At 64.7% G+C, this 12,339-nt stretch carries 11 protein-coding genes; 5 read left to right on the forward strand and 6 right to left on the reverse strand.

Going from position 1 to position 12,339, the window contains the following annotated elements; translation table 11 throughout:
- Nucleotides 1-137 precede the first annotated feature (137 nt).
- Nucleotides 138-1,427: a hypothetical protein gene (locus QXK92_RS06730; protein WP_306240892.1), complete on the forward strand. Its 1,290-nt coding sequence runs from the start codon at nt 138-140 to the stop codon at nt 1,425-1,427.
- A 3-nt stretch (nt 1,428-1,430) separates the two neighbouring features.
- Here QXK92_RS06730 and QXK92_RS06735 read toward each other — a convergent pair whose 3' ends face one another.
- Nucleotides 1,431-3,185, reverse strand: a complete 1,755-nt coding sequence (locus QXK92_RS06735; protein ID WP_306240893.1) for an AMP-binding protein — start codon at nt 3,183-3,185, stop codon at nt 1,431-1,433.
- A 77-nt stretch (nt 3,186-3,262) separates the two neighbouring features.
- Here QXK92_RS06735 and QXK92_RS06740 point away from each other — a divergent pair, with 77 nt between their 5' ends.
- Nucleotides 3,263-4,618, forward strand: a complete 1,356-nt coding sequence (locus QXK92_RS06740; RefSeq protein ID WP_306240894.1) for a hypothetical protein — start codon at nt 3,263-3,265, stop codon at nt 4,616-4,618.
- Here the strand turns inward: QXK92_RS06740 and QXK92_RS06745 are convergent.
- On the reverse strand, nt 4,615-5,547 hold the full coding sequence (locus tag QXK92_RS06745) for a glycosyltransferase family 2 protein (RefSeq protein WP_306240895.1): 933 nt from the start codon (nt 5,545-5,547) through the stop codon (nt 4,615-4,617). The genes QXK92_RS06740 and QXK92_RS06745 overlap by 4 nt on opposite strands.
- A 54-nt stretch (nt 5,548-5,601) precedes the next feature.
- Entirely contained in the window at nt 5,602-6,357 is a 756-nt protein-coding gene (locus QXK92_RS06750; protein ID WP_306240896.1) for a GAP family protein, read from the reverse strand.
- A gap of 300 nt (nt 6,358-6,657) precedes the next feature.
- On the opposite strand from QXK92_RS06750, the gene QXK92_RS06755 reads away from it, so the two are divergent.
- From QXK92_RS06755 to QXK92_RS06765, 3 genes are read left to right on the forward strand one after another with little or no spacing between them, the layout of a single operon-like run.
- Nucleotides 6,658-7,680, forward strand: a complete 1,023-nt coding sequence (locus QXK92_RS06755) for a glycosyltransferase (RefSeq protein ID WP_306244240.1) — start codon at nt 6,658-6,660, stop codon at nt 7,678-7,680.
- Nucleotides 7,637-8,581 carry a class I SAM-dependent methyltransferase gene (locus QXK92_RS06760; protein ID WP_371934498.1) on the forward strand — a complete coding sequence of 315 codons (945 nt, stop codon included), beginning with the start codon at nt 7,637-7,639 and terminating at the stop codon, nt 8,579-8,581. Before QXK92_RS06755 ends, QXK92_RS06760 begins: the two co-directional genes overlap by 44 nt.
- Nucleotides 8,582-8,619: 38 nt before the next feature.
- A complete protein-coding gene (locus tag QXK92_RS06765; protein WP_306240898.1) occupies nt 8,620-9,420 on the forward strand; it encodes a glycosyltransferase family 2 protein in 801 nt (266 codons plus the stop codon).
- Between the two features lie 17 nt (nt 9,421-9,437).
- On the opposite strand, the gene QXK92_RS06770 is transcribed toward QXK92_RS06765, so the two are convergent.
- Genes QXK92_RS06770 through gmd form a run of 3 tightly spaced genes read right to left on the reverse strand, consistent with a single transcriptional unit; the run spans nt 9,438 to nt 12,150 of the window.
- A complete protein-coding gene (locus QXK92_RS06770; RefSeq protein ID WP_306240900.1) occupies nt 9,438-10,172 on the reverse strand; it encodes an FkbM family methyltransferase in 735 nt (244 codons plus the stop codon).
- On the reverse strand, nt 10,169-11,131 hold the full coding sequence (locus QXK92_RS06775) for a GDP-L-fucose synthase (RefSeq protein ID WP_306240901.1): 963 nt from the start codon (nt 11,129-11,131) through the stop codon (nt 10,169-10,171). The genes QXK92_RS06770 and QXK92_RS06775 overlap by 4 nt, the downstream gene beginning before the upstream one ends.
- Entirely contained in the window at nt 11,128-12,150 is a 1,023-nt protein-coding gene (gene gmd / locus QXK92_RS06780) for a GDP-mannose 4,6-dehydratase (RefSeq protein ID WP_306240902.1), read from the reverse strand. Before gmd ends, QXK92_RS06775 begins: the two co-directional genes overlap by 4 nt.
- Nucleotides 12,151-12,339 lie beyond the last annotated feature (189 nt).

Here is a 12,339-nt window from a genome sequence, read left to right on the forward strand (position 1 = left end):
CTGACCGCCTGCCCGGGTATTGCCGCCGGCCGCAGGCCGAATCTGCAGTAGCGCACTACGTAAATCGTTTCCCCTGCCACGCGTGACGATTCCCTTGGCGGGCCGCACAGTCCGCGGCCGCAGCGGGGAGACGTACGGTGGCAACTCATCCTTCAAGTCATTCGATCAGGTCCACCACGGTGGCCGCCGCCCGCCCTGTTCAGATTCTGGCGGCACAGCACCGTGTCGCACACGTAGTGGTCGCCGGTTGGACAGCGGCGTGGGCGGTCGTGCATCTCTACGTGGTGACGGTCGGATTCTCCAACGCCCTCTTCTGGCTGACGTACTACGTACCCAACTATCGGTTCGGTTTCGTGCGCCGGGGTTTGGGCGGCCAGATCATTTCCTGGCTGCCCGAGTCCTATTACTTCGCGGCCGCCCGTACCCTGCTGTGGACGTCGACCGTTTTGTGGCTGGTCTCCCTGGCCGTACTGATGTGGCGGGTGAAGTCTGCGGGCGCCCGTTGCGAGCGTCGGACGATGCTGATTCTGGCGATACCGGTATTGCCCTTCGGGTTGTCCTATGCGCTGTATTCGCCGCACCCCGAACTGTTCGGAATGGCAGCGCTGCTGGCCTTCGCCAACGGCCTCACCCGCTGTCGAACTCCCCGCGCCAGAACGGTTCTGAGCGCAGCCTATGGCGGCGCGATCGCCGTTCTGGCCTTGGCGCACGAGGCGATCCCCCTGCAACTCGCACTGGGTGCCGTGCTGGCGATAGTGGCGCTGCCCGACGGGGTGACGCGCGCCGGTACACGCGTGTGCGCCGCATTGGCCGCGGGCCCGGGCCTCGTCGCTACTGCCCTGGTGGCGGCGTTCGGCCACCGCGACGTGTCGGCGAAACTGTGTGCTCAACTGCCACACGGGAAGCTCGACAATCCCTGGGCGGTCGTCAAAACGCCTGGCGCAGCAATTGATTACCTGTTCGGCCGGATAGAAAATACGTCGGACTTCCACGACTGGGTGTGCGAGAACGCGTTGCCGATTCTTGATGCCGACACCACCGCCGCGATGCATCTGGTGGCGAGTTACGGCGCGGTACGACTGCTCGGTTCGTTCACCCTCGGACTGCTCTTCTTCCTCGGCACGATGTGGGCAATTCGCTACATCTGCGCCGTCCCGATCCAGGTTTTGTCGGGCGCGGTGCGAAGCAACACCGTGTTGGTCGCGACGGCGGCGGCGTTGTATGTCCCGATATTCGCGACCGGTGTGGACTGGACCCGTTGGTGGATCATCATCACCGCCGATGTCGCGATCGTCTACATCGTCTGCGCCGGCGCACGCCCGGAAATCGATCGAGCCCCGTCACACAGAACCGTCACCGTTTTCGTCTGGGCGGTGATGGCGTTGGCGGTGCTTCCCCTCGGCGCCGCCAATAACGTTGGCGTATAAGGGCTAAGCGTCCAGGCGGACGAACTCGCCCCTGCGGTAGAGCTCCCCGCACTGCGCGCGCCGGGGCTTGCCGCTGGTGGTGATCGGAATCGAACCCTGGGCCACTAGCACGAGGTCGGAGGCGCTCAGCCCGTGCGCTTTCGAAATGGCAGACGTCACTTCACGTTTCACGAAGCTGTAGCGCTCGGCCGCCTCCTCGGGCGTCTCGTCCTTTTGCTTGAGCTCGATAATGGCGACGAGTTTCTCGACCCCGTCCTGGGGAACCGCGATCGCCACACACCGGCCCGGACTGACCGTCTGGATGGTCGCCTCGATGTCGTCGGGCGAGTGGTTGCGCCCGTACACGATCAACAGGTCCTTGATGCGGCCCAGGATGAACAACTCACCCTCGGAATAGAACCCGGAATCGCCGGTGCGCAGCCACGGACCCTCCGGTGTACCGGGGGTGGGGTTGACGATCGACGCGCCGAAGGTGGCCGCGGTGGTCTCGGGGTTCTGCCAGTAGCCGGACGCGACGTTGCCGCCGTGCACCCACAGTTCACCGACGGTCCCCTCCGGGCATTCGATGCCGGTGTCGGGATCGACGATGCGCACTTCCTGGGTGTCCACCACGCCGTAGCTGACCAGCGGTGTGCTGCTTTCGCTGTCGCCTTCGATCCGTTCGGCGTGGCCGTCCGGCAACTTCGTCGCGTCGAAGTTGACGATCTTCGGCGGTTGCCCCGCCTGGCGGGTCGCGACGTACACCGTGGTTTCGGCCATCCCGTAGGACGGGCGGATGACCTTGGGGTCCAGCCCGTACGGGGCGAACCGGTCGACGAAACGCTTCAGCGTGACGGGCTGCACCCGCTCACTGCCGTTGAGGATCGCGTGGATCTTGCTGAGGTCGAGGCCTTCGAGGTCTTCGTCCTTGGTCTTGCGCGAGGCCAGATCGAAGGCGAAGTTCGGCGCGGCGGTGAATCCCAGTGTGTTGTTGGCAAGCATCTGCATCCACCGGGCGGGGCGCTGCAGAAATCCGATGGGGCTGGTCAGCTTCGCCGGCATGCCGGTGAGGATGGGCATGATCAGACCCAGGATGAATCCCATGTCGTGATAGAAGGGCAGCCACGACACCACGGTCGATCCCGGCGGGGCGAGTTTCCCGTAGACGCCGTAGTAGGCGGTCATGATCTGCTCGAAATTGGCCATCAGATTCTTGTTCGACACCATGACCCCGGCCGGGGTGCGGGTGGAGCCGGACGTGTACTGCAGATAGATGGTTTCCGGCTGCTCGTAGCGGGCGCGGCCGGCCGCACCGGGCCGACCGTCCAGTTGCAGCTTGTCGAGCTCGATGATCTCGGTCTTGACGTCGCCAGGCTGCGCTCGCACGTACTCGGCCACGTTGTCGACGATCGAGGAGGCGGTGAAGACCACCGCCGGCGAGGTGTCAGCGAGCACCGATGCCGTGCGTTCGTCGTGGGCGCCGCCCATCGGAACGGAAAGGGGCACCGCGATCACGCCGGCGTGCAATGACGCGAGGAAGCTCACGATGTAATCCAGGCTTTGCGGCGCCAGGATCAGCGCACGATCTCCGGTCGTCGCATGCTCCCGGATCAGCGCGGCAAGGTTGAGCATTCGCACATACAGCTGTGACCACGTCAGAGTCAGCTCGACGCCGTCCCAGGAGTGGTCATAGTCGATATAGGTCAGCGCAATGTCGTTGGGCTGCAGACTCGCACGCTCACGCACGACATTGGGAAGTGAGGATTCAACCACGGACATCAGACTACCGTTGACGGGGACTCATCTTGGGAAAACGGGATTGCGACCTTCCACATCGCCCGGGTGGACACACCCCGGTGAATAATCGCCATATCGTGGACAACCGGCTTGCGCACATGGATCAGGTGTCGTTTCTGGGTGTGCGGGCGCTCGGTTACGGGACGCTGGCCCAGGTTGTCTGGTTGTACAACCGCCAAGTCGATATCGATGCGCTGCGCCGATTCCACCGCAACCTGGGCCGCGGTCTTTTGGGCCGTCGAATCGAGCGGTCCCCCTTGCCCTTCGCGCGTGATCGATGGGTGCTGTCGCCGGGTCCCGCGGACATCGAGTCAGCAGAAGCACCACGTCCGCGCAGCGAAGTGAACGCGTGGGCCTACGAGCGGGCCTGCCTACCGATCGATCCCGAATTCGGCCCCGGCTGGCACCTTGGCGTGCTGCCGCTGCATGACAGCGGGACGGCCATCAGTCTGGTGGCCTCACACACGCTGGTCGATGGACTGGGGTTGGTGGAGGTGATCGCCGACGCGGTTACAGGTAAGACCCGCGATCTGGGCTATCCCCTTCCGGGCTCGCGCAACCGGCGGCGGGCGGTACTCGAGGATGCCCGCCTGACCCTGGCCTCCGTGCCTGAACTGGCTAAAGCGCTGGCCGCGGGGCTGCGACTGGCCCGTCAGGGTCGGCAGGAGTTCGCTTCCTCGATCGCGGGGGCTCCGCCCGCTCCGCGCGCGGCCCGCGACAACGAGCCCGTGATGGTGCCGACCCTGGTCGCCTATGTCGACCTGGCCGAGTGGGACGCGTGCGCGGCACGCCTGGGTGGCACCAGCAACTCGCTGTTCGCCGGATTCGCTGCCAAGCTCGGTGTGCGGATGGGCCGCCAGGCCGCCGACGGGACCGTCGCCCTGGCGTTTCCGGTGGGACAACGGCTGCCGGACGATACCCGCGGCAACGCGATGACCTTCGCCAATATCACCGTCGACCCCGCCGGCGCGGCATCGGATCTGGCCGAGATACGCGCCAAGCTCAAGCTCGCGCTCACCGAACGGGCAGCTCAGGCCTACGAGCTGTTGGCGCCGCTGCCGCTGGCCGCGCTCACCCCTACGTGGGCGGCGCGCAAGCTCGTGGGTGTCGGCCTGGGCTCGTCTGTTCTGCCGGTCGGCTGTTCCAACCTGGGGCCACTCGATCCTGCGGTGATCCGACCGGACGGTTCCGAGGCCGACTACGCCTACGGGCGACTGATCGAACCCGGCATCAGCAAGCGCGCGTTGGAAGGCATGGGCGGCCAGCTTTTCGTGGCGTCCGGACGTACCCCCGGAAAGGTCTTCGTCAGCGTGGTCGCCTACCAACCCGGCCGGGAGAACTCTCCGGAGGCGTTGCGCAGGCTCGTATCCGAGACGTTTGCCGAGTTCGGACTGACGGCCGAACTCGACGGTTAACCGATCGTGTCGCGGATCTGACGCGCGAGACGGAATTCCCGGAAGGGCGCCGTCGCCAGCGTCGTGACGTGCAGGCGCCGCTGCGGCCCGAGAATGGCGACTTCGATCAGCAGCGCGAGCCACGCCGGGATCCACCAGAGCGCCGCGGCGATGCGAATCCGCTTGGGCGACAACGGGTCCACCATCAACCAGGTGAGAACGCGCTGCCGGTCGAGCAGGTTGCGCCGGGTAGCCATGACTCGCGTCGTCGCCGTTGCGGTGGTGTGATTGCGCACCGAAAGCTCTTGCGGGACAAAGCGCACCGCCGATCGCAGCATCAGGCGCATCCAGAAGTCCACATCGACCAATTGAAAGATGTCGGTGCGGAAACCGCCGGCATCCAGCGCCAGCCGCCTGCGGAACATGACGCACGTCGGTTCGCCGATCCAGTTGTCCTTGGCTCCACGCGCCACCATCTGGGCGACCAACGACGCCCCCTGGTTGTACTCGCCGAGCTTGCGGAAGTGGGTGTGAATGCTGCCGTAGCGCCGCGCCCAGTCCCGGTCGTCGGTCTCCACCTGCCGGGGCGCGAACGCCACGCCCACACCCGGGTCGTCGAAGCATGCGACCAGGGTTTTCAGCGCGCCGGGAAGCAGCCAGTCGTCGCCGTGCACGAACTGGATGAGGTCGCCGCGCGCGGCCTGCAGGCACCTGTTGTGATTGGCGTTGAGACCCAGTCGGGGCTGGTTGCGAATCAATCGGTCCCCGGGTCGCAGCATCGCCGCAGCGATGGCGGCGCAATCGTCAGTGGAGTCGTCGTCGACAACCACGATCTCGAAATCGGTGCCGTCCTGATCCAGGATGCTGCGCAGGGCGCGCTCGATCGTGTCGCTGTTGTTGTACATGGGAATGCACACCGACACCCGCGGACAAGCTTCTGATTCATCCATGCTGTCGGGCTGCAACGATCATCCTCGATGCGTCAGCGCGCATCCGGCAACGGCTCAGAGAGCCGCCACACCCTGGGCCAGGAAAATGCATCCCACGCCGAAGAGGATGGTCAGGGTCATCTGACGGCGGTAGGTGCGGACCCAGTTCTGGACCCGCAGCATCACCTGCTCGGTCTTCTGGGGCACCGTCAGATGTGCGATCAGGGGAATTTCGATGACCGCGAGCACCAGGAGGACGAAGACGAAGAAGGCACTGAGCTGGGTCCCGATTCCTGAACCGGACGCCATGATGAAGGTCAGCGCGATCAGGCTCTCCAACGGCGGCACGGATGTCGCGATCCCGACGAGGAACGCCGGCCAGACCACGTCGCAGTTCAGCATCTCCTGCATGCGGGCCGACGTGCGGGCGACCAGTCCCGGCGGGCGCTGTTCCAGCACCATCGTCGGCATGCCGGGACCCCCCACGGGCACCGGGATGCCGGCCTGCGCGCGAGACCGGGCCACCGAGCGCGCCGCCAGCAGCAGGATGATCACGCCGACGATGACCTGCAGGCGTCCACCCGACAACACCACGGTCGCTTCTCTGAAGTCCTGGGCCATCGCGCCTGCGCTGTGGATCACGACGATGGCGAACTCACGAATGAAGAGCAGCACTGCCAGTGCCACCGCCGCGGCCGCCACGATGCCGCCAAGCCAGAAGGCAAACAGGTTGGTCATCGGGCGTTTGCGGGACAGCATGACCAGCGCGAGCCCCAGCCGAGCGGGGTCCAACGCCATCCCGAAGCCCATGTACAGCACCATTTGCCACATCACCGAGGACGTTACTAAAACCAAACGTCTCCCGTGGCGTTACTGAGAAACTGCTAAAAAATCGTGCCTGAGCAGCAAGGATATTCGTGTCGCGCGCCCACCCGACGCGGGCGTGGATCGAACACCCGGGCGAGTTGGCAGCACTGCACCGCCGCAGGTTCGCCAATGGTGAACACACGTTCGGTTGCGAACGGCGCCGCCGACCGCTGGCTATACTCCGCGAGCGTATGGCGGTGCCCGCCCTCTGATCCCTGGCGCAGCACATAAAGGAGGCTCGCGGTGACCGAACCAGCCGCCGGCCTGCCCGAAGCCAGCCCCAATGTCAGCCCCAAAGTCAGCATCGTCACGACCACACACAACCAGGAGGAGTACGTCCGGCAGGCCTTCGACAGCTTCGTCGAACAGCAGACCGACTTTCCTGTAGAGATCGTTGTCGCCGACGACGCCTCGACCGACAGCACCCCCGCGATCATCCGTGAGTACACCGACCGGCATCCGCACCTGTTCCGACCGATCTTCCGGCCGCAGAATCTGGGTCTCAACCGCAACCTGGTGGGAGCACTGGCGGCGTCCCGCGGCGAGTACATCGCGTTGTGCGAGGGCGACGACTACTGGATCGACCCCTTGAAGCTGAGCAAGCAGGTGGCGTTTCTCGATGAGCATCCACAGACGGCGGTGTGCTTCCATCCGGTGCGGGTGGTGTGGGAGGACGGCTACGCCAAAGACTCGAAGTTCCCTCCGATGCACGTGCGGGGCAACCTCAGCGTCGACGGGCTCATCCTGATGAACTTCATCCAGACAAACTCGGTCATGTACCGGCGCCTGCCCCGTTATGACGACATCCCCGCGGATGTCATGCCGCTGGACTGGCACCTGCATGTCCGGCACGCCGCCCGCGGCGAGATCGCGATGCTGCCCGACACCATGTCCGTCTATCGCCGCCACGCTCAGGGCATGTGGCACAACCAGGTGATGGACCCGGCGAAGTTCTGGCTGACGCAGGGCCCCGGCCATGCGGCGACGTTCGACGCGATGCTCGACGTGTTCGAAGGCGATGCGCCGCGTGAGGAGTTGATCGCGTTCATGGCCGACTGGGTGCTGCGCCACATCGCCGATATCCCGGGCCCGGACGGCGAAGCGGCTTTGCAAAACACCATCGCCGCACACCCCAGATTTGCCATGCTGGCTCTGCAACACCGCTGGGCGACGCCGGCGCGGCGGCTTAAGATCCAGTGGCGCAAGCTAGCCGCCGCCGCCCCGACCCGGAAAGGGTTGGTGGATGTTTGGCCATCCCGACTGCGACACTCAGCCGGGTCCCGCTGATCGCTCAGCAGGCACGACAAGACTACGGAAGGATCTGAGCAACACCATGGGGGCAGGAAAATCCGAGGCCGCGGTGCAATTCACCGCGCACAATGTGCGCCTTGACGACGGCACTTACACCATCCCCGGGGCAGCGCAGTCGGTGGACGAGTATTCGTGGTTCAAGTCCTCGCGCGGGATCCTCGAGACCGTATTTCCCGGAGACAAGAGCCACTTGCGTCTGGTCGACATCGGATGCCTGGAAGGCGGGTACGCAACCGAGTTCGCACGCTTGGGTTTTCAGGCCCTGGGCATCGAGATACGCGAGCTGAACATCGCTGCGTGCAACTACATCAAGTCGAAGACCGATCTGCCCAATCTGCAGTTCGTCCAAGACAACGCGCTGAACGTCGCAAATCACGGCGTCTTCGACGCAGTGTTCTGCTGCGGCCTGTACTACCACCTGGAGAACCCCAGGGAATACCTGGAAACGCTGTCGTCCGTCACCAACAAGCTGCTGATTCTGCAGACGCATTTCTCGCTCATCAACCGCAGCGACAAGCTGCTGCGGCTACCCACGACGGCGCGGCAGTTCACCGACCGGGTGCTCAGAAGGCCCGAACCGGTGAAGTTCATGCTCTCGGCGCCTACCGAACACGAGGGACTGCCGGGCAGGTGGTTCACCGAATTTTCCGACGACCGATCATTCGGCAAACGGGAAACCGCGAAATGGGCATCCTGGGACAACCGCCGATCGTTCTGGATTCAGCGCGAATACCTGCTTCAGGCGATGAAAGACGTCGGATTCGACCTGGTGTTGGAGGAGTACGCCAACCTGGAGCCCAGCATCGCGGAGTCGTTGCTCGGCGGTTCATACGCGGCGAATCTGCGCGGAACCTTCATCGGCATCAAGACCAGTTGACTTCGCGGATCGTCGCGGCGGCATTAAGGGGGAATTCGGTGACGTCGGCTCCGACCGTCTCGGTGATCACGATCTCCTTCAAGGACCTCGACGGGCTGAAGCGCACTGTCGAAAGCGTGCGGGCCCAGCGCTATGAGGGACGCATCGAGCACATCATCATCGACGGCGGGTCCGGCGACGAGGTGCGCGACTATCTGTCCGGAGTGGAGCCGCCGTTCACGTACTGGCAGTCCGAGCCCGACGGTGGACGCTACGACGCGATGAACCAGGGCATTGCGCGAGCCTCGGGTGATCTGTTGTGGTTCCTGCATTCCGCCGACCGTTTCTCCGAGCCCGACGTGGTCGCATGCGCGGTAGAAGCGCTTTCCGGCAAGGGTCCGGCCCGCGACGTGTGGGGCTTCGGCATGGATCGCCTGATCGGAATGGACCGGGTGCGCGGGCCGATACCTTTCAGCCTCCGCAAGTTCCTGGCCGGCAAGCAGGTGGTCCCGCACCAGGCCTCGTTCTTCGGATCTGCGCTGGTGGACAAGATCGGCGGCTATGACCTGGACTTCGGAATCGCCGCCGACCAGGAATTCATTCTGCGGGCAGCGTTACAACGCGAGCCCGTCACAATCCAGCGGGTGTTCTGCGAGTTCGACACCACCGGCGTGGGATCGCACCGGGAACCCAGCGCGGTGTTCGGCGACCTGCGCCGCATGGGCGATCTGCATGGCCGCTATCCCTATGGGGGAAAGCTGCTTTCGCGGGCGTACCTGCGCGGTCGCGAGCTTTACGCCTACAACAGCCGATTCTGGGAGAACGCGTTCGGGCGGTTGTCGGCGCGTAACACCGGTTAGCGGCGCGCGCGTTCAGGTCAGTCGCTGCTCCGGAAGAAGATGCCGTCGGCCTGCAACATTCGGCCGTTGCGGGGATCTGTGAAGCCGGGCACCAGGCCGGCGAGGGTGAAGCCCAGCGATTCCACCAGCTCGAGCGCTTCCCGGATCAGCATCCCCCCCTCATAGAGGGGCTGGAAGGACAGCTCGAGCTGCATACCGACACAACGGTCGCTCACTGTCGACTTGGCCCCGTCTATCACATGTTTCTCGAAGCCTTGGACGTCGATCTTCAGGAACGCAACATCGTTCGGCCCCAGAATCTCCGGAGCAACGGAGTCAAGGCGATGAATCGGTACCTGTTCGGTGCCAACGTAATTGGCCGGCGGAAACGCGTCCTGGTGCCGTTGCAACATCGGCAGTGCCGAGCTGCTGGCGCCCTCGTTGCCTGCGACGTTGATGGAAATGGTCCCGTCGGTGTCACCCAGTGCGCAGTGCCGGGTGTCCCACTTGGGGTCGGCCGAAGCGCTGCGCTGCATCACGGAATACGGCCCGGAGAGCGGTTCGAACGACACGATGCGGCCGGTGTATCCGGTCTCGCGCAGACCGGTGGCGTACTGGCCGGAGTTGGCTCCCACGTCGAGCACCACATTGACCTGGTGCGCGTGCAGTTGACGCAGAAAGTTGAGTTCCCAGTCCAGCTCCGGGAAATAGTGCGAAACCTCGATGCCTCTGCGACGCAGCGTGTTTCGCAGAATGCGCTCCAGCCTGTTCACTGCCGGACCGTGTCCGCATGCTCGCGATACCAGGCCACCGTCGCCTCAACCCCCTCGCGCAGCCCGACTTTCGGCTGCCATCCCGAATTCCGCAGTAGTGAAACGTCAAGCAGCTTGCGCGGTGTCCCATCGGGCTTGGTTGTGTCCCAACGGGTTTCGCCACTGTATCCCACCGCGTCGGCGACCATCTGTGCGATCTCGCTGATGGTGTGGTCGATGCCGGTTCCGACGTTGACCTGAGTGGGCCCGTCGAAGTGCTCGAGCAGGTGCAGACACGCGCCGGCCATGTCGTCGACGTGCAGCAGCTCGCGCCGGGGAGTTCCGGTGCCCCAGTTGGTCACTGCCGGGGCCCCGCTGGCTCTCGCCTCCTCATACCGGCGGATCAGCGCCGGCAGCAGGTGGGAGCCGGACGGTGAGAAGTTGTCGCCGGGCCCGTAGAGGTTGGTGGGCATCGCCGAGATCCACGGCAGGCCGTGCTGCCGGCGCACCGCCTGAACCTGAAGGATCCCGGCGATCTTGGCGATGGCGTACGCGTCGTTGGTCGGCTCCAGCGGGCCGGTGAGCAGGGCGCTCTCCGGGATCGGCTGGGGGCTCAGCTTCGGGTAGATGCACGACGAGCCGAGGAACAGCAATCGGGGAACCCGCGCGGCCACCGCTGCATCGAGCAGGTTGACTTGAATCTGCAGGTTTTCCGATAGGAAGTCGGCGGGATAGGTGTTGTTGGCCATGATGCCGCCGACCCTGGCCGCCGCGTCGATGACCACCTGCGGGCGCGCCTCACGGATGAAGTCGAAGGTGGCCGCGCGGTCGGTCAGATCGAGTTCAGTGCGCGACCGCAGCAGCAGATTGCTGAAGCCCTCCTCTTGAAACCGACGCAGCAGGGCCGATCCGACGAGGCCGCGATGCCCGGCGATGTAGACCGGGGCCGAGCGGTCCAGCTTGCCGATCGGGCCGGTCACGTAAGGCCCGCCAGCATCGGCTTGTCGATCCAGGGCTTGCCCTCGCACTCGAGCGCGGCGATGTCGGCATCCACCATGATCCTGGCCAATTCGCCGGTGTGCACCGACGCGCGCCAGCCCAGCGAATCAGCCGCCTTGGTCGCGTCGCCGATCAACGAGTCCACCTCGGTGGGCCGCAGATAGCGTTCGTCGAATTTGACGTATTGCTGCCAGTCCAGACCGGCGTGCCGGAATGCCGCCTCGGCGAAATCGCGCACGGTGTAACCGCGCCCGGTCGCCAGCACATAATCGTCGGGCTCGGGGGCCTGCAGCATGCGCCACATTCCTTCGACGTACTCGGGCGCGTAGCCCCAGTCCCGGACCGCGTCGAGATTGCCCATGTAAAGCTCGGATTGGACGCCGGCCTTGATCCGCGCCACCGCCCGGGTGATCTTGCGGGTTACGAATGTCTCACCGCGCCGCGGTGATTCGTGATTGAACAGGATGCCGTTGACCGCGAACAAGCCGTAGGCCTCACGGTAATTCCTTGTCGCCCAATAGGAGTAGACCTTGGCCGCGCCGTAGGGCGACCGCGGGTAGAAAGGGGTCAACTCGTTCTGCGGTGGTGGCGTGGCGCCGAACATCTCCGACGACGACGCTTGATAGAAGCGGCACTGCACGCGAGACAGCCGAACGGCTTCGAGCAGGCGCATGGATCCCATGCCGGTGGTGTCGCCGGTGTGCACCGGTTCGTCGAAGCTGACTCTCACATGTGACTGTGCTGCAAGGTTGTAGACCTCGTCGGGTTCGATGGTGCTCAACAGGGTGACCAGGCGGGTTCCGTCGATGAGGTCGCCGTAGTGCAGGAACAGTCTGGCGTCCGGCTGGTGTGGGTCGACGTAGAGATGATCGATCCGGGATGTGTTGAACGTCGAGGCACGGCGGATGAGCCCGTGCACCTCGTAACCCTTGCTGAGCAGCAGTTCGGCGAGATACGAACCGTCCTGTCCGGTGATTCCGGTGATGAGCGCCCGTTTCATCCGATTGCCTTTTCTGTCGGTGCATGCGCGTCGTCGCATGTCCGGCGATTCATCATTGAGGCCGTCTCACTTCTCGTTGGCTGCCGCGGCACGGCGCCGCTGTGGATTCATAGTAAATGTCGGGGGCGGGCGGCCGTGGAGCGATGAAGAATCGGAAGCCAGACTGCCCGTTGGCTGACCTGACGGCCA

The sequence above is a fragment of the Mycobacterium sp. TY815 genome, from assembly GCF_030755135.1.
Taxonomy (GTDB): domain Bacteria; phylum Actinomycetota; class Actinomycetes; order Mycobacteriales; family Mycobacteriaceae; genus Mycobacterium.